Genomic DNA, 18268 nt, shown 5'->3' on the forward strand with positions numbered 1-18268 from the left:
TCATTCGGTGTATACACCGATAGATAGGAACCATTATGAATAGCTTTGATTACTACAATCCAACCCACATTAGCTTTGGTGAAGGAAAGATTGCTGAACTGGACAACCTAGTGGCAAAAGATGCCAAAGTGCTAGTGTTATTTGGTGGCAGCAGCGCGGAAAAAACAGGCACTCTAGGCGAAGTAAAAGCCGCACTAGGACAACGTGAAATCGTTGAGTTTGGCGGTATCGAAGCGAACCCGACTTATGAGACATTAATGCAAGCTGTTGAAATAGTTAAGCAGCAGAACATCGACTTTCTACTCGCAGTGGGTGGTGGCTCAGTTATTGATGGTACTAAATTTGTTGCGGCTGCAGCACTTTTTGAAGGTGAGCCATGGGATATTCTTTTAAGCTGGGGTGCAAAAGTCACGCAAGCAATGCCTTTCGGTACAGTACTGACACTGCCAGCAACAGGCTCTGAAATGAACAGCGCCAGCGTTGTCACTCGTAAAGAGTATCAAGCTAAGCTGTCATTCATGAGCGACCATGTATATCCAAAGTTCTCCGTTTTAGATCCGAGTAAAACCTTTACCCTGCCTGAGCGTCAAGTCGCCAACGGTGTGGTCGATGCATTTATTCATATCACCGAGCAGTACTTAACCTACCCAGTAAATGCTGCCGTGCAGGACCGTTTTGCCGAAGGTTTACTACAAACATTGATTGAGCTTGGCCCTAAAGCCTTGAGCGAACCCAAAGATTTTGATGTTAGAGCTAACCTAATGTGGGTAGCCACCATGGCACTTAGCGGTGTGATTGGCCGTGGTGTTCCCCATGACTGGGCAACCCATATGATTGGTCATGAACTCACAGCACTTTACGACATCGACCACGCCCGTACTATCGCTATCGTTTTGCCAGGTATGCTTGATTGTCGTCGCGAAGGTAAGCAAGAGAAACTGCTGCAATATGCTGATCGTGTTTGGGGAATAACTCAAGGCACTAACGACGAAATTATTGATGCTGCAATCGCTAAAACACGCGAATTTTTCGAAGCTATGGGTATCAAGACTCGTCTTACCGACTATGGTTTAGATGCCAGCAGCATCGACAAAGTGATCGAGCAACTAGAAGCTCACGGCATGACAGCTTTAGGCGAAAAGCAAGATGTTGACTTAGCCATGAGCCGCAAAATTTTAGAGCGCAACCTGTAAGCATAATAACTCTACTGCAATCAACTTATCGCATAACCCGCTGGTAAAGCGGGTTATAGCGATAACAATTAAGCATGAAGAAGGATGATTAAATGAATGTGTTAATGGTACTAACCTCACACGATAAACTCGGCGACACTGGGTTAAAAACAGGCTTTTGGTTGGAAGAGTTTGCCAGCCCATACTATCGCTTTAAAGACAGCGGGTTTAACGTCACCCTAGCGTCACCAGCTGGCGGCCAGCCACCACTCGATCCAAGCAGTGAGCAACCAGATTTCCAAACTGCAGCAACTGATAGATTCAATAAAGACACTGACGCGCAGCAACAACTTGCTAGCACCCAAGTACTTGCACAAGTTAACGCTGATGATTACGACGCTGTTTTTTACCCAGGTGGGCACGGGCCACTTTGGGATCTAACCAATGATGCGAACTCAATTGCACTGATAGAGAACTTTTATCAAGCCAGTAAGCCAGTCGGCCTGGTATGTCATGCACCAGGGGCGCTTAAAAACGTCAAAGCCGCTGATGGCACGCCATTAGTTGCCGGTAAAAAAGTGACAGGTTTTACCAACACAGAAGAAGCCGCAGTGCAGCTAACTGACATCGTGCCTTACCTTGTTGAAGATATGATGCTAGCTCACGGTGCGCTCTACAGTAAGAGTGATGACTGGGCGAGCTATTTAGCCGTTGATGGCAACCTCATTACCGGTCAAAATCCTGCATCTTCTGAAGTTGTGGCCGATGAGATCATCAAGCAGCTTAAGTAATCACTATCGCTAGTTATAAGCGGCGTACTTTTGGGTTAGCCGCTCAATATATTTTGTAAAGGACTGCCAATGATCACTCTGCACCATCTTAACAAATCACGCTCAAAGCGGATTATCTGGTTACTTGAAGAGCTGGGACTAGACTATCAAATTAAAGCGTATCAGCGAGATAGCCAAACCTTCTTAGCGCCACCAGAGCTTAAAGCGATCCACCCGTTGGGTAAATCTCCAGTGATTGAATATAAGCAACAGGTTATTGCCGAGTCAGGTGCGATCACCGAGTATCTTATTGATACCCATGCAGCAGGTAAGCTCGCTCCAGAAAAAGGCAGTAGTGATTATGTCGAGTATCTGCAGTGGCTTCACTTCGCTGAAAGCTCGGCCATATTGCCTTTACTGCTTAGAATGTTTGTCGCTAAAGATGGTTGCCAAACCAATTTCTTAGAAGGTTACGCGGCGGTAGAAACTGAAAAAATTCTTAGCTATGTCAACCAAGCGTTGGCAGGAAAACGCTACTTAGTTGCAGATAAGCTCACTGGGGCAGACATCATGATGTCGTTCATCGTAGAGCTGTTAGTGGCCAGCGGTGAAGTGGAGAAATACCCTCATATAGCCACATATGCCAAACAGTTAGCTCAGCACGCTAATAGCATTAAGGCGGGTGAAATAGAGCTAAAGTACGAGAATAGCTAATCTATACCCGTTCTACTTGAAGAAGTAAAAGGCAGCTCATGGCTGCCTTCATTATTTTCGGATTACACATTTCGCCGCGGTGTCAAAATAGCGAACGCTTGCTTCGCCATGATGCTCCCAAAATTCAAAGTTTTGCCCCAGATACTTGGCGCCACTCGCACTGATCACATTACTGGCAATCAGCTGTTGATCATCAAAGCTAAAAACTGCAGTTATCGGGTCTAATTGAGTATAAAAAACGGCACTGATCTTTGAGAACTCACCACAGTCAAATTCTACACTTGCAGGAACCTCTAATAGCCCACCTTGGATCTGTAACTCAATGATACGGCTTTGGTAGTTTTGCGCTGTGCATTGACGAACATCTGCTGACTTCCAGCAATCATTACGCCCTTTTATCCAACCTCTTTGCATCGCCTTAGGTTGCTCTGCAGCAGGAATATTGACCAAGGCTTGCTGGTATACGCTTGCCAGTTGCCTATCTAACTTAGCCAGTCCTTCATCGTTGCAGATCAGTATTTCAACTTCACCACTTGCCTTACTACAGTCAAAGCTTGGCGACGCCGCTAATGATGAGAAACTAATAAAAATTGGCAACATCAGCCAGTATCTCAATGTCATAAATCCCTCTTCCAAATTAACGTAATTTAGCTGCAATCACTTAAATCGAGTTCAACGATAGGTAAGCTACCTAAACCAACAACGTTACGACGGTTAGGTGTAAAGTAATACAGATAACACGCATCTTGATTGACGTTATTCCCTTGGGGGAAAATCACAAAGCCTCGCCCCCTTTCGGTGCTATAGCCGCGATTGTTAAACCAGCCACGATTTTTCTCACGCGCGCACCAAGCAGTGAGTGAATTATCTTCAGTACATTGATTAGTGCTCACGAAAGTAACACTATTAAAGTCAACTATTTGGTCGAAGGTGTCTTGCCACCTACCATCAGGATATTGACCACGCACCTCAATGAGTTGGCCATTTTCAAGCGTAAAGCTTCGATTATTAGCGCTTAAATTTTCGGGTCTAAGTGCAATTTGAGCTGCGACCAAGTCTCGAGCGGACTTTAAACTCCCCTGCATCCCTTTCATTACGGCATGATCTGCATCTGTTCTTAAGTCGAGGAATTTTGGCGCTGCAATCACCGCTAAAATACCCAGTACAATAATCACTACAACCAGCTCAATTAAGGTAAAGCCTAGATTAGATTTTTTCACACCCTATTCCCTATACCAACTCTATCCATGTACGCTGCACGCTTCTCTATTCAACAGTAGCACAAAAGTCGCACAGACTTATATTTAACATGAACACCTTAAGAATCAGTATAAGTTAACGGCAACAAAGTTCATGATTTATTGTTAAAAAAGCGTTAATCTGACAAAGCCAATGTTCATCAAGGAAACCACTATGCGCCTTAGTTTACTTATGTTAGCTCTACTCATTAGCCCGCTGATCCATGCGACGGTATACAAGTGGGTAGATGAAGATGGCAAAGTTCATTTTTCTGACGAGCCAGTAAAGAATGCAGAGGTGGTGGAATTTAATAAAAATACCGAAAACCAAGTAAAACTTCCCCAGCCTTATAGCAAAACAAAGTCCGCTCAACCACCAGCTGATCGCGTCGATTATACCATGCGTATCACTTCGCCAAGCGAAGAGGAAACGATTAGAAGTAACGAAGGTGAGATCTCAATCGCGGTACAGCTTGAACCAGAACTCGCCTCTTCTCACCTACTTGTTCTATTCATGGATGGCAAACAGTATGGTGATGCGCAGCAAAGAGGTTTATTCCGAGTGACCAATATCGATCGTGGCGAGCATAGCTTTGTGATTAAGGCGCTAACACAAGACGGCAAACTACTTGCATCTACCCCACCAAGAAAAGTATTTCTTCATCGAACAATACAAAATAGAGCTAGATAGTACTTACAATAAAGGCGATGAAACACATTAAAACCTTTAAATACAAATCCTTAATTATTAACGATTAGTATTATTGCTTCGATGAAGTCTAGTTGCAGAGCGCACCACTTTGGTGCACCATAGTGGTGCAACCAAATTAAAGTCCCAAAGTGGTGCAACTGAATAAGGCGGAGTCGTAGATGGATACAGGTTTATTGCTCAATCATTTAGTGACTGCGGTGTTAGTCATAAATGATGAACTCGAGCTGCTTTATACTAATGTCGCCACTGAGCAACTTTTAGGCGTGAGTAACAACAAGCTGCTTGAACTGAGCTTTCCTAACCATTATCAAACTTTAGCGGTCGATCTCCCCCTGTTACAAGTTGCTATTAGAGACAATCAGGGGCTTACGGTTAACACGGTATCACTCGTCACTTTAGATGGGCAACAGCATACTGTTGATGTCACCTTAACTCCAATTGAACAGGAAAATAGCCAAGCGTTACTTGAGTTGAGACAGGTCGATCAACAACGACGGATCCACCAGCAACTCACTCAAGATGCCCAGCAACAAGCCGCACAATTTCTTGTTAGAAACCTTGCCCACGAGATCAAAAATCCACTAGGAGGGTTACGCGGCGCGGCGCAACTGTTATCGCGAGAACTAAAAGAGCCTGAGCTCAATGAGTTTACCGACCTTATTATTGAGCAAGCCGATCGTCTGCGCAGCCTGGTTGACCGGTTATTAGGCCCACAAAAGCCGACTCAACACAGCCTTTATAATATCCACGAAGTGGTACATAAGGTATTGCAGCTGGTGAACTTAACCTTGCCTGACAATATCCGTTTGACTCAAGATTATGATCCCTCCATCCCCGATATCGAAATGGATCCCGATCAGCTGCAACAAGCTCTGCTTAATATTGTGCAAAATGCGGTGCAAGCACTCGACAACGCAGGTGGAAATATCAGTATAAAAACCCGCACCCAACATCAAGTCACAATCGGCACTCAACGGCACAAATTGGTATTAATGCTATCCGTTATTGATAACGGCCCAGGCATTAACCCGGAGCTGATGGATACCCTGTTCTACCCTATGGTCACAGGCCGTGAGCAAGGTTCTGGCTTAGGTCTATCCATTGCCCATAATTTTGCCCGACTCCACGGCGGCCGCATTGATTGTGACTCATCTGTAGGTCGCACCGCTTTCACCATTACCCTACCCATCAATAGTTAATTGAGGAATATATAAACATGACAGAACAAGTATGGGTCCTCGATGATGACAGCTCTATTCGCTGGGTACTTGAGAAATCACTGAAGAGCGCGAACTTAACTAGTGCTAGCTTCGCTGCAGCTGAGTCGCTATGGGATGCTTTAGAAATGGCACAGCCCAAAGTCATCGTGTCTGATATTCGTATGCCAGGCACCGACGGGTTAACTTTATTAGAACGGTTGCAAAACCACTATCCGCACATTCCCGTTATCATTATGACGGCTCACTCAGATCTTGATAGCGCTGTTAGCGCCTACCAAGCAGGCGCCTTTGAATACCTGCCAAAACCGTTTGATATCGATGAAGCCATCTCTTTGGTCGAGCGGGCGATAACACATGCTAACGAACAGAACAGCAGTAATACGGCAGCAGAGCCGGTTATTGCCACACCAGAGATCATTGGTGAAGCCCCAGCTATGCAGGAAGTGTTTAGAGCCATTGGCCGACTATCACGATCATCAATCAGCGTATTAATCAATGGCCAATCAGGAACCGGTAAAGAACTGGTGGCAAGCGCGTTGCACAAACACAGCCCGAGAAAAGATAAACCTTTTATTGCCATCAACATGGCAGCTATCCCAAAAGACTTAATTGAGTCAGAGCTGTTTGGCCATGAAAAGGGCGCCTTTACTGGTGCAGGCGGCGTGCGCCAAGGTCGATTTGAACAGGCGAATGGTGGCACCCTGTTCCTCGATGAAATAGGTGATATGCCATTAGACGTGCAAACACGTTTACTTAGGGTTTTAGCCGACGGTCAATTTTACCGAGTGGGTGGTCACTCGCCAGTGCAAGTCGATGTGCGAATTATCGCAGCTACTCATCAAAACCTAGAATTACTGGTGCAACAAGGCGAGTTCAGGGAAGATCTGTTTCATCGACTCAATGTCATTCGAGTACACTTGCCACCTTTATCGCAACGACGAGAAGATATTGCCCAACTAGCTCGCCACTTTCTCGCGATTGCAGCAAAAGAGATCGATGTTGAACCCAAAACATTGACCAAAGAAACTGCCAATAAGCTAGCAACTTTGCCTTGGCCGGGTAACGTACGTCAATTGGAGAATACTTGTCGCTGGTTAACGGTTATGGCGTCAGGACAAGAGATCCTCCCGCAGGATTTACCGCCAGAATTACTGCAAGATAGCAGCGTATCAGCAGAAAATAACAGCCATGACAATGACTGGGAAACTGCGCTCAAGCTGTGGATTGACCAACGCTTAGGTGAAGGCGAAAGTGACCTGCTTACAGAAGTCCAGCCAGCTTTTGAACGTATCTTATTGGAAACAGCACTTAAGCATACCAATGGTCATAAACAGGAAGCAGCCAAACGCTTGGGATGGGGACGCAATACCCTCACTCGAAAACTGAAAGAGTTGGCAATGGAATAGCTGAAGCCCCAGCCTCAAAACTAAAAAAGGATATCAAACGATATCCTTTTTATTACTAGCCAGATACAGCATCAACTCAGCTTATACCAATCAGTATAAAGATTTGATCGCTCTGAGTAGATCAACTTCTTATACTGATTGGTATTAAAACTGGTAATGCATGCCTAGTGTTACATTAGAGAATTCGACATCCGCATCGGGCAAGTCGAAGTCATCAGATTCAAGTGTCGCAGACAAAAAGTCATAACCTAACCGCACAGTTAACTTTTCAGTTATCGCAGCGTTGATCCCTGCGCCGTAAGTCAAACCAATGCCCGTATATTCAATATCTGGAAGCGCACTTTCAATAACAATCGCTGCAGATGCAACACCGACTTTACCGTACAAAGAAAAGGTATCGTTGATCACCCATGTAAATTTAGGTGCGGCCGAGAATGAAAGCGCATTAGCTGTTGCCTCTCCTTCGTCGATGAAGTCATTGGTAAGGTAGAGCGCACCTTCTAAGCCAAACCACTCATTAAAGTTATAACCGCCGTAGGCCCCAAAGCTTTGCCCAGATTCTGACCCGCCTTCTAGATCAGCAGAAAAGGCACCAATTTGCCCACCAGCATACGCTCCAACACGATCCGTCTCAGCTAAAGCAATATTTGAAGCTGTTAGCCCTAAAACGGCTAATGCCATAATTGATAATTTTTTCATGATGATTCCCTTACATCGTTTTTTTGAGGTTCGGAAACTATCACAAACTTTATTACCTTGATAACATTAGGGTTTAACTATTATAAATTCTCAACTTAATAACAAAGTTTCACTTATATTCAAAGCTCAGATACAAAGTCGATGTTTAAGTAAACCGATTTATTCCTTGCTAATACCGTTGATATTTCTAAGAGATCAAAAAAGGATATCCTTTTTATTACTAGCCAGATACAGCATCAACTCAGCTTAGAACTGGTAATGCATGCCTAGGGTAACGTTTGACAGATCCATATCAATATCTTGGGCACCAAAATCATCTGAATCAAGATCGGCACTCGTATAGTCATAACCCAAGCGGATGTTTAGGCTGTCAGTAATTGCCGCATTAACACCCGCACCAACTGTTACACCAAATCCTTGGTAATCAACATCACGAATAACGTTATCGATAACAACGGCAACCGATGCTACACCCACTTTGCCATACAACGAAAAAGTATCATTAAGGACTAAGGTAAATTTAGGTGCAACACTAAACGATGCAGCATGTACACTAGCAAATTCATTATCAACAAAGTCATTAGTTACGTAGATTGTACCTTCTAAACCAAACCACTCGTTGAAGTTATATCCACCATAAGCACCATAGCTTTGGCCTGATTCAGAGTCACCTTCAGCATCAACTGAAATAGCGCCAATTTGGCCACCTACGTATGCGCCAACGCGATCCGTCTCTGCAGAAGCAACAGTTGAAGTGGTTAATCCAAGTACTGCTAGCGCTATAATTGATAATTTTTTCATGATTTATTCCCTACATCGTTTTTGATGCGGAGGAATTTATCATAGCGGTGATACAAATTGCGACAACTATATGCAAGTAATTATTTTAACTATCTTTATCCAACAAATACCCCCATAAAGCACAACATTTAACCAACAAGGTTAGGCTGCCGTTTTTCATCAAACCAGCCCAATTTTACACTGGGTCTTGATGGATAATAACTTCTGCATCAGTAAACTCTTGGCGGATCCTAACTGAGGTTTCTACTGCTATGTTGTGCGCTTTATCGAGGCTCAGCGCACCATCAAGCTCTAAATGGAATTGAATGAACATGGTTTTGCCAGATTCACGGGTTCTCAAGTCGTGGATCCCTCTAACTTGAGGATCGTTAATAGCGATATCAGTGATTTTGTTTCGTGTTTCATCGTCTAATTCACGATCAAGTAGTGACTGTACAGAGCGATAGGCAAGCCCAATAGCTTGTTGCCCAATGAATAAAGCGATTAACACTGCAAATAAACCATCAGCCCACCACCAGCCATATTGTGAAAGCACCAAAGCAAGTAACACTGCGGCATTTAAAAATAGATCTGACTTATAGTGCAATGCATCGGCTTCAACCACTGTGCTAGAGGTTGCTGCCAGCGCCCTTTTCTGCAGCATCACAAGTGCAAAGGTCATTATTATCGCAATAATAGACACAATCACACCTAAGGTGGCATGCTTAACTTCTACGGGATTAATGAGCCGCTCTCCACCGTGGAAAAATAGCAGAAAGGCAGACCCTAGAATAAAGGCTGATTGCGCGAGCGCCGCTAACGGCTCCGCTTTACCATGACCATAACGATGGTCTTGATCAGCTGGCACAATCGCATAGCGAATCGCAATAAAGTTAACGATAGAAGCCAAAGCATCAGCAAAAGAATCAGTTAAAGATGCCAACATACTGGCTGAGCCTGAATACATCCATGCAGCAAGCTTAATAACAATGAGGGTTAAAGCCGTTGCAACCGCAGCGCGGCTGGCCAGCTTTACCCAGAAGTCATATTGAGAAGAGTCATTCATAAGATCTGTTTACTATTACAGTAAGGGAAACACAGAGCTTAAGTTTATAACAAACTTGGGAGAAAATCCGATGACTCCTCCCAAGTTAATACAATCAACTTAATAGATAAAAGTAATTAACCGTTCAGCCAATTGCCTAATCTACAATAGCGACTTGTTATCTTTTACCGTGCTTAGCAAAACGTTGCTTAAACTTCTCTTGCTGCTCAGGTGTTAATATTTGATAGGCTTGGTTTTGTAGTTTTAGCATATCGACAGCTTTTTGCTGACGCGCTTCTTGCTTAGCTGCTAATGCTTGTCTAACTTCATCTTCACTAAAATTAGCGGCTGTAATAAAGTTCAACATCTGCTCTTTCTGTGCAACCCTTTCCTCTTTTGATGGACGATTCTGCTTCATCTCATCACGATGCGAAGTAAACAAAGCCTTCAGCTCAGTTTTCTGTTCATCTGTTAGATCTAAACCGCGGAACATTTTACGCATGTCATGATGACCGCCACGATCACCTTTCATTTGGTGATATCCTTGTTTACCATGACCGTCGTTAGAGTCTTTAGCATTATCAGCCGCGTAAACACCTGCTGTTAATAGTGTTGTGCTGGCCACTATGGCGAGCAAACTTGCTTTCAATGTATTGTTTTTCATAATGGTAGCCTCTTAAAATATTATTGAGCTTAGCATCGCTAAGCTGTAATTGACGGTTCCCAGTATAGTGATTGCAATGTAAGCGAGAGTTTTGCGTGCGTAAAACACTGTAAAGTTCCTGCAACTACTCGTGTCAATAATCATCTTTACGTTCGATTACACTCCTAAACTGCAATTGACACCAAACAGGGTATACTCCAAATATTAAGTAAGCTAAAAAGGGTTAACATGAGCCGTATATTGTTGATAGATGATGACTTAGGTCTTTCAGAACTGCTGGCACAGCTATTAGAACTTGAAGGGTTCGATTTAACGTTAGCCCATGACGGACAAGCGGGGCTCGATCTCGCTGTTGAGCAATCCTTTGACCTTATCTTGCTAGATGTCATGCTGCCTAAGCTCAACGGCTTTGAAGTATTACGTGCACTGCGCACCAAAAAACAAACCCCTGTGCTGATGCTAACCGCACGAGGCGATGAGATAGACAGAGTTGTCGGCCTTGAAATTGGCGCTGATGACTATTTACCAAAACCTTTTAATGACCGTGAACTTGTTGCCCGCATTCGCGCAATAATTCGGCGTACCAATGTAAAAGCTGATGACAAAACAACTGCTGTGCAGTCTTTTGGCGATCTTAATTTAGATCCTGCCCGCCAAGAGGTGCACTGCCAAGAACAGCTTATTGTACTGACAGGCACAGAGTTTAGTTTGTTATATGAACTGGTCCAAAATGCCGGTGAGCTCGCCTCTAAAGAAACGCTCAGCGAAAAAGTACTGGGTAAAAAATTGATGCCGTTTGATCGCAGCTTAGATATGCACCTATCAAATTTACGCAAGAAAATGCCCGAACGTATTGATGGTCGCCCAAGGGTGAAAACCATTCGTGGCAAAGGTTATATCTGGTTACCTTAAGATGCCAAAAATTAAAAGCCCCAATAATATTTTTGTAAAACTGCTGCTTGGTTTTTGGCTCTGCAGTTCGTTAATTATTGCCTTAATCGGTATTTTGCCGCTATTGCAGCAAAACCACGATCAAACCGAGCTACCACCCTCTTTAGAACACCTATTATCAAAGGTGGCTGATAAACTAAAAGCTAATCCTCATCTGTTGCAAGAAGACAAACTAAGACGTTGGGGCCGCTTTAAGGAGTTTAATGGTCGGCCAGTTAAAATTTATTTAGTTGATCAAAATGGCCGAGTACTTAATTCCCATAAGCCATCCCGTTCATTGCGCCGCTTTATGCTACTTGCTGATGAAGCTGAGCAACCAATCAAACACCAGTTTAGGGACGAGCTAATATTTGGCCCTTATATCTTCGAAGCAAACCAACAACAATACTCATTATTTGGACGGCTACCGGATCATCATCCTCGGCCGTGGTTTTTCTTCTTTATTGACAATAAATTGCTTACATTGAGTATCGCAATAGTACTCTCAGGCCTGCTGTGCGGGTTATTTGCCTGGCACCTCGGTAAGCCACTGCGATCACTTAAACGCAGTGCCGATGCGCTCGCTAACGGCGATCTCAGTAGCCGTGTCGACACGGCCACCGCCAAGCGTAATGATGAAATAGGTCAACTCGCGCAGGCTTTCAATGGCATGGCTGATTCCGTTGAAGATATGGTCAACAGCCAACAGCGGCTAATAAGTGATATTTCACACGAACTTCGCACCCCACTGACTCGACTAAAACTCTCCTTGGCACTCAGCCGCAAAAAAGGCCAGCAGACCCAAGAGATTGATCGCATAGAATATGAAGCCGATCAATTAGAGAAAATGATTGCTGAGCTATTAGAGCTGTCTAGAGTGAAGCTAAATGCCAACGAGTCTAAACACCAGTTAGAACTTGCAGAAGCATTAAGCCAGATACTCGATGATGCTGATTTTGAAGCGCAACAACAGAATAAGCTGTTGCATATTGATATCGACGACTCGATACAAGTGCCTATCTATCCAAGACCACTCACAAGGGCGGTGGAGAACTTACTACGCAACGCCATTCGTTATGCAGTTTCACAAGTCACCATTCAAGCCTCTATAACAGCCAAACAACTTACACTAGAGATCATTGATGATGGCCCAGGGATCCCTGACCAATCAGACTTAGAAGCGATTTTTAAGCCATTTTATCGACCACAATCAGCAAGAGATAGAGAGTCAGGCGGATGGGGCTTAGGTTTAGCGATTGCAGAAGCAGCTGTTAGCGCCCATCAAGGCAAAATAAAGGCCGACAATTGTCAGCCTCATGGTTTGAAAGTTACGATTACTCTACCGCGCTAACAAATTTGATATTAAATTTTAGCGATTCGTGACAGGTTCAGCAGGAATTAAATGGCGACTTAGGTTCAGCACTTCAGCTGCCGTTCTCCCTAAGGTGTACCTTCCTGACTGCGACTCCGCTTGATTATATTGAGACTGCCATTCATTGAAGTGCTGATTAAGCTGTTGCAAAGAGGTCACTTTATTCGATTTAAGGAAAGGCTCAAAAAACTCGTTGTAGGCAAAAGTCTGGAACCTAGCAGCAATACCATTAACTACAGGACCGTTATACGCCCTCATTTGGATATGTTTAATCTGTTGTTCTGTAAGAACATGATTAAATGCTATCCCTTTCTTTCCGGAAAATTCAGTACCCCTATCGGTCAAAATACTATTGATTTTGACCTGGTTCTCTTGGTACCAAGGTAAAACGATTTCGGTTAGGAATTTGGCTACCGACTCCGAACTGTTGTCTACCATCACCGCAGCGATTGCATATTGAGTATACCCATCAACAAAAGTGTGCTGATAAAGTCTGCCCAAAGGCGCTATATCACCTAAATCAAAGGTATCTTGCACACAGATATCGCCTGGGAACAAACACTCAATCATTGGTTCATCAGGCGATAACTTATGTAACTGCTCCAGATGTTGCTGCTCTAATGGCGACCAATCTTCCTCTTGTTTAAGCTTGGAATTTAACGCCAACAAGCGGCTTTTTTTTGTCTCTAAATTATGTCGAACCCAAATAGTACGTACACCAGAGGCTGAAATGACACAACCTCTGGCAGTCAATAATTCCGCCGCTTTCGCCTGACCATAATTGGGATAATCTAAGGCAATCTCTATCACCTGCTCTTCAACTGCAGCTGATACCCGATTTTTTATTGCAGGCTTTTTGCGAGATAGGTTTTTCAGTCCACGTTCACCGGCAGTTGCGTACTGTTTTTTAAACCGATAATAACTATCACGACTGTAGCCCATAATGTCGCAGGCTTTACTAATGCTGCCTAACTCTTCTGCTAGTTGTAATAACGCCAGTTTACTGCGAATTTCATTATTCTTGGCACTCATACTCTATCTCGCTAATCCATGTAAATTTACAGCCATATCTCGCATCACCAGAATACACCATTTGGTGCGTAGCCTAACCACTTAAACCAAGTTTCTCCCATTAGGATACTCACAGCCCAACCTATCATCAACATGGTAAAACCAAATTTAAAGGTATCACTTAAGCTGTAATGGTCGGTGGAATAGAGTAGTAATGCAGGCTTACTATTAAACGGTAAAACATAAACATGTTCAATGAGTAATGCCACTGGTAGCGCTAAACTCATAATCGGAAAATCAAATCGTTGTGCAATACCGATTGCTATCGGTACAAACAGCATAGTTCGCATCGTTTTAGACTGAAATACTAAGGAGCTAAGTAACATGGCACCTGTTAGTGCGATATAAAACACACTAAATGGTGTGGTTTCATCTAAACCAAAATATTCCAAGCTAAAATTAACCGCCAAATTGGGCAGATCCGTTTGTTTAAAGCCTGCCCCCAAAGTGTAGGCGCCCGCGGAGAACAACAACAGATGCCAAGGCACATCAACTTCATTCCAGTTAACCACGCCAATGCGTGGACAAAGCGCAACTATCGCACCAATAAACGCCACAGCTGTCGCACTTACACCATGATATTTATCTGTCGCCCAAAAAACCAAAATGGTAATAAAGATAACTAGAGACTTTATTTCTCTCCAGCTAACCTTACCCATCTTGTCTAGCTCTAACTGCAGCCGCTCCATGCCACCTTCAATCTGCGGTAACCTTTCTTCTGCTGCCAAAGGAAAATATATTTTGGTGGCTATAAGCCAGCCGATAACAATCATGCACAATACAATTGGCAGAGCCACTATCATCCAGTCAGCAAAAAAGAAGCTACCGCCTATCGCACCGGCAATTAAACTCGCCGCGAGCAAATTAGCCCCAGACCCAGTCACAAACGCACCAGCACATAAGTTAATTTGCAGCAGGTTTTGCAGCACTAAATTACGGCCAAAATTATTTTTATTATCACCACCGCGGGCGCCATAGACCGCAGCAATAACCATGAAAATCGGCATTAAAATCGCTGCTTTAGCCGTTGTCGCAGAGATAAAAGCTGACAACACTAAGTTAATGACCATAAAACTGTAAAAAATGGGCGTTGCACTGGTACCAAAGCGACAAACAAACCACAGCGCAAAACGTTTTGCAGCCCCCGAAGTAACGAGCATTGAGGCAAGAATAAAAGACAGAATGTTCAACCACATAATAGGATGACCCAACTGTGCATAGGCGACTTTTTCAGGCAACACTCCTGTCAGCACCATAGTGATAATCACCATTAAAGAGGTGAGGTAATTCGGAATGGGTTCGGTTATCCACAAAATGACTGCCGCACAGAAGATAGCGAGCATTGCAGTCCCTCGCGCGCTAAAAACCGCTAAGCCATTAGCTTGAAAGCTTTCAAATGCCGTTTTACTCAAAGTTTGTGGATCGAAATTAACGAGGAATGAAGCAGGGTCTGAACAAATAATTCCAACAAAAACCACTAAGGCTATCCATATCCCAGCACGCGCGAGCCATTGCTCGAAACAACTTTTAGAACGCACAGGAAGTGTTTCCATCCGGTACTGACTCATATCCAGGGGATCAACCTGCACTGCGGTTTCTTTAGACATTATTATTATTCCCTAAGTTAAGTAACCTTTGTCTAAACCTTAACGATATTCGCCATTAAAAAAGTCGATCAAGATCAATAAAACAACCTATTAGTTACAACTAAAAAATTAAGCTGCGTTTTATGATGCGCACAACAACCATAACAACATGTTGATTTTTAAGCGGTTAAAATAAGAAGCAGTCAGATCCGACTAAGACAATGTAAGATTAGGTCTAAACTTATTAAGTTAAATATTGATCTAGATCTATTTTTAATCTGCTGATTATCAGTACTGTAATGATGTTCCTAATCAAATAACAATCTAATCACAAAGGGTTCTATCATGTCAGAGTTAAAAATCGGTGAAATATCTAAACCTCGCTTTGAGTTTCGCACTTTCGGTCAAGACTTTACAGCTGCTGCAGAACGCATGGCTAGACTATCTATGCCTATACCAGAGAAGGTTTGGCACCGTGAAAGTGATGAAATCTATATCATGTCTCGCACAAACGATCTCAATAACACCAAAATTCGTGATGGCAAAATGGATGTAAAATCTTATGTCACCACCACTGACGGCCTAGAGCAGTGGGATCCAAAGTTAAAAGCCGAATTCCCTATAAGCAAACAACAGCTCGTTGATGAGATATTTCCAGCTTTTATGGTAGAGCTACCCGAGCTTAACGAAGCAGAGTACAGCTTTGATGCATTTATCGCACTTATCGATCAGCACCCCGATCTACAAGCAGTAAAAATCCATAAAGAACGCTTTGGTTACATGGTGAACAACACCATTTGTGAAGTTGCCAATGTCTTAGTTAATGGCGCAAAAATAGTCAGTATCAACAGTGAGTCCACAGAATTGGAAGATATTCAACAAACAATCAAAGATGTGAAACTTGAAGGCGTTGAAAACATCAACTACCTACAAGCAATTAAACGTATTATTGGTATGAAGAATCTACCGTTAGCTAACTAATTTAGGGAAGCAAAAAAATGGCTCAAGAAATTGAAAGAAAATACTTAGTAAAAAGTGAAGACTTTAAAGCACTTGCCTCTCGTTCAGTACGTATTATTCAAGGCTATTTAAGCTCTGTACCTGAGCGTACAGTTCGAGTCCGTATAAAAGGAGACAAAGGTTTCCTTACGATTAAAGGAATTGGCAATGAATCTGGCGCCTCACGTTATGAGTGGGAAAACGAAATCCCAGTGCCGGAGGCTGAAGAGCTATTGAAGATTTGCGAACCAGGCGTAATTGATAAAACTCGCTATTTAGTTGACTACACCAATCATATTTTTGAAGTCGATGAATTCTATCAAAGCAACCAAGGCTTAATTGTCGCCGAAGTTGAACTGACTGATGAAGCCGAAACAGTTAGCAAGCCGGATTGGCTAGGCGAAGAAGTCACAGGCGATGCACGCTATTACAACTCTATGCTTATGAAGCAGCCTTTTACCACGTGGTAAATTAAATGACAGTGTCGCTATTTCAAGCTGATCAGTATCACCTTAATGTGAAGGCGGATTTTCCGCCTCACTTAAGACATGCCCAGCTCAAAATCCATTTTTTTCTTCCACCTCAATTGGCTGAGAATAGCGACATTACAAATCCTGCAAGTTTTTATCAAAATTTATTACAAAAACAGATTCTTAAATCTGCATCAACCCCCAGCATTCCATCATTACAGCAGGAGTTGTTAGTCATTCGGCAAACAGCTTATGCAAAAGCCGCTGATAACATTAGTCGTTACCGTAAAGCAGTTTCTCACTTTGTGACTGATTTTCGCATCATCGTCGTCGATGCTGATTTAACCACATTAATGCTACTCGATGACTATATTGAATCTTTTTACCTAATTCACGATGATGAACAGGCACTGACTGATAGCCGTCTCTATAAGCTAGCTTTGCATCAAGTGATTTATTACTTCTATCAATCACTGCTCAAGCAAGCGCGTAATCAACAACCCCAAGCTGACAACATCAATCAGCTTATAAATAAAATAAAAGACTTCGCCAGCAACAACCAACTAAAACTACACGACTCAACAGAAGAGGGCCGTGAACGCTTACTCAACAAGCTCCACGTTGCTCGCAAGGTCATCAATAGTCCCTACAAAGTTAAGCGAAGAAAACTTAGAAATGGTGAGTTAGCAGAGCAGTTTATTTTTGGTATTGCTGCGGCATTTGCTATGGCGTTTGCCACCGCGGTAGCCTTTGCAACTCAACGAGCTTTTGGCAACTTTTCAACACCCTTTTTTTTCTCGCTGGTGCTATCTTACATCTTCAAAGATCGAATCAAGGAACTGGGTAGGAATTACCTGATGGAAAAGTTTTCTTCACGTTATTTCCAGCACCAGTCTCGGTTTTATCAAGGTAATAACTCACAAGAAATCGCGACCACCAAAGAGAGCTTCTACCAGCAGAAACGTAGCAAGTTGCCGGTCAAAATCCAGTCAATTATAAAGCGCTTTTCTCCCCAAGAACCAACGGATAGCTCATCTCATTGGGTTTACCAGAGAAGTTATCAGTTTAGCAGTGCCAAACAACAAATTAGTAACGAAAAGTTCATAGATGAACTTACAATAAATCTCAGCAAAACCTTACGTTCTCTACCAAAAATATTGAGTAACCATCACTACTTTAATGACCAACAAGTACGGACTACTACCGTGCATAAGGTGCATACAATACATTTGTTAGTCGATATGTCTGTTGATGATAAAACTGAATATCAACAGTATCGAATTGTCACCAGCAGAAAAGGGATACACGGAGTTTACAAATTAAATATCAATAACATATAGAACTTACTGAGTTATAAAAAATGTAGCCACTCTTACTGTGAAACTTCCTTTCACTCACGGTGAAGCCTTGCTGTGCCTCC

The 18268-nt window shown here is 43.1% G+C and carries 19 protein-coding genes; 11 read left to right on the plus strand and 8 right to left on the minus strand.

Annotation, left to right across the window (positions count from 1 at the left end; translation table 11 throughout):
• Window positions 1-35 precede the first annotated feature (35 nt).
• The 3 genes from AB4135_RS01420 to AB4135_RS01430 all read left to right on the plus strand — a co-directional run bounded on the left by AB4135_RS01420 (window position 36) and on the right by AB4135_RS01430 (window position 2656).
• Window positions 36-1193 carry an iron-containing alcohol dehydrogenase gene (locus AB4135_RS01420; protein ID WP_371989673.1) on the plus strand — a complete coding sequence of 386 codons (1158 nt, stop codon included), beginning with the start codon at window positions 36-38 and terminating at the stop codon, window positions 1191-1193.
• A 92-nt stretch (window positions 1194-1285) separates the two neighbouring features.
• Entirely contained in the window at window positions 1286-1963 is a 678-nt protein-coding gene (locus tag AB4135_RS01425) for a type 1 glutamine amidotransferase domain-containing protein (protein WP_371989674.1), read from the plus strand.
• A gap of 69 nt (window positions 1964-2032) precedes the next feature.
• Window positions 2033-2656, plus strand: a complete 624-nt coding sequence (locus AB4135_RS01430) for a glutathione S-transferase family protein (RefSeq protein ID WP_371989676.1) — start codon at window positions 2033-2035, stop codon at window positions 2654-2656.
• A 51-nt stretch (window positions 2657-2707) separates the two neighbouring features.
• Here AB4135_RS01430 and AB4135_RS01435 read toward each other — a convergent pair whose 3' ends face one another.
• The gene (locus tag AB4135_RS01435; protein WP_371989678.1) at window positions 2708-3277 is read right to left on the minus strand and encodes an MliC family protein; all 570 of its coding nucleotides are present in this window, start codon (window positions 3275-3277) and stop codon (window positions 2708-2710) included.
• Window positions 3278-3303: 26 nt separating this feature from the next.
• Window positions 3304-3876, minus strand: a complete 573-nt coding sequence (locus tag AB4135_RS01440) for a prepilin-type N-terminal cleavage/methylation domain-containing protein (RefSeq protein WP_371989680.1) — start codon at window positions 3874-3876, stop codon at window positions 3304-3306.
• 193 nt (window positions 3877-4069) lie between these two features.
• Here AB4135_RS01440 and AB4135_RS01445 point away from each other — a divergent pair, with 193 nt between their 5' ends.
• The 3 genes from AB4135_RS01445 to glnG all read left to right on the plus strand — a co-directional run bounded on the left by AB4135_RS01445 (window position 4070) and on the right by glnG (window position 7232).
• Window positions 4070-4585 carry a DUF4124 domain-containing protein gene (locus AB4135_RS01445; RefSeq protein ID WP_371989682.1) on the plus strand — a complete coding sequence of 172 codons (516 nt, stop codon included), beginning with the start codon at window positions 4070-4072 and terminating at the stop codon, window positions 4583-4585.
• Between the two features lie 179 nt (window positions 4586-4764).
• Window positions 4765-5805: a nitrogen regulation protein NR(II) gene (glnL, locus tag AB4135_RS01450; RefSeq protein ID WP_371989684.1), complete on the plus strand. Its 1041-nt coding sequence runs from the start codon at window positions 4765-4767 to the stop codon at window positions 5803-5805.
• Between the two features lie 17 nt (window positions 5806-5822).
• Window positions 5823-7232 (plus strand): nitrogen regulation protein NR(I), encoded by a 1410-nt coding sequence (glnG, locus tag AB4135_RS01455; RefSeq protein WP_371989686.1) that lies wholly within the window; start codon window positions 5823-5825, stop codon window positions 7230-7232.
• A gap of 144 nt (window positions 7233-7376) precedes the next feature.
• On the opposite strand, the gene AB4135_RS01460 is transcribed toward glnG, so the two are convergent.
• The 4 genes from AB4135_RS01460 to AB4135_RS01475 form a co-directional block, all read right to left on the minus strand.
• Complete coding sequence (locus tag AB4135_RS01460) at window positions 7377-7931, minus strand: porin family protein (RefSeq protein WP_371989688.1); 555 nt, start codon at window positions 7929-7931, stop codon at window positions 7377-7379.
• Between the two features lie 246 nt (window positions 7932-8177).
• Entirely contained in the window at window positions 8178-8732 is a 555-nt protein-coding gene (locus tag AB4135_RS01465) for a porin family protein (protein ID WP_371989690.1), read from the minus strand.
• A gap of 175 nt (window positions 8733-8907) precedes the next feature.
• The gene (locus AB4135_RS01470) at window positions 8908-9777 is read right to left on the minus strand and encodes a cation diffusion facilitator family transporter (protein ID WP_371989692.1); all 870 of its coding nucleotides are present in this window, start codon (window positions 9775-9777) and stop codon (window positions 8908-8910) included.
• A 157-nt stretch (window positions 9778-9934) separates the two neighbouring features.
• The gene (locus tag AB4135_RS01475) at window positions 9935-10420 is read right to left on the minus strand and encodes a Spy/CpxP family protein refolding chaperone (RefSeq protein ID WP_371989694.1); all 486 of its coding nucleotides are present in this window, start codon (window positions 10418-10420) and stop codon (window positions 9935-9937) included.
• A gap of 228 nt (window positions 10421-10648) precedes the next feature.
• Between AB4135_RS01475 and AB4135_RS01480 the strand changes: the two genes are divergently transcribed.
• Both AB4135_RS01480 and AB4135_RS01485 read left to right on the plus strand, forming a co-directional pair.
• On the plus strand, window positions 10649-11332 hold the full coding sequence (locus tag AB4135_RS01480) for a response regulator (RefSeq protein ID WP_371989696.1): 684 nt from the start codon (window positions 10649-10651) through the stop codon (window positions 11330-11332).
• A gap of 1 nt (window position 11333) precedes the next feature.
• Window positions 11334-12701 carry an ATP-binding protein gene (locus AB4135_RS01485; protein WP_371989698.1) on the plus strand — a complete coding sequence of 456 codons (1368 nt, stop codon included), beginning with the start codon at window positions 11334-11336 and terminating at the stop codon, window positions 12699-12701.
• An 18-nt stretch (window positions 12702-12719) separates the two neighbouring features.
• Here the strand turns inward: AB4135_RS01485 and AB4135_RS01490 are convergent, their stop codons facing one another.
• Window positions 12720-13754, minus strand: coding sequence for a helix-turn-helix domain-containing protein (locus AB4135_RS01490; protein ID WP_371989700.1), 1035 nt, complete (start codon window positions 13752-13754; stop codon window positions 12720-12722).
• Between the two features lie 44 nt (window positions 13755-13798).
• Window positions 13799-15400 (minus strand): DASS family sodium-coupled anion symporter, encoded by a 1602-nt coding sequence (locus tag AB4135_RS01495; protein WP_371989702.1) that lies wholly within the window; start codon window positions 15398-15400, stop codon window positions 13799-13801.
• Window positions 15401-15724: 324 nt separating this feature from the next.
• Here AB4135_RS01495 and AB4135_RS01500 point away from each other — a divergent pair, with 324 nt between their 5' ends.
• From AB4135_RS01500 to AB4135_RS01510, 3 genes are read left to right on the plus strand one after another with little or no spacing between them, the layout of a single operon-like run.
• Window positions 15725-16360 carry a hypothetical protein gene (locus AB4135_RS01500; protein ID WP_371989703.1) on the plus strand — a complete coding sequence of 212 codons (636 nt, stop codon included), beginning with the start codon at window positions 15725-15727 and terminating at the stop codon, window positions 16358-16360.
• Window positions 16361-16377: 17 nt separating this feature from the next.
• A complete protein-coding gene (locus AB4135_RS01505; protein WP_371989705.1) occupies window positions 16378-16848 on the plus strand; it encodes a CYTH domain-containing protein in 471 nt (156 codons plus the stop codon).
• Between the two features lie 5 nt (window positions 16849-16853).
• The gene (locus tag AB4135_RS01510; protein WP_371989706.1) at window positions 16854-18188 is read left to right on the plus strand and encodes a hypothetical protein; all 1335 of its coding nucleotides are present in this window, start codon (window positions 16854-16856) and stop codon (window positions 18186-18188) included.
• Window positions 18189-18268: the final 80 nt, after the last annotated feature.

It is taken from the genome of Shewanella sp. 10N.286.54.B9 (genome assembly GCF_041468565.1).
Lineage (GTDB): Bacteria > Pseudomonadota > Gammaproteobacteria > Enterobacterales > Shewanellaceae > Shewanella.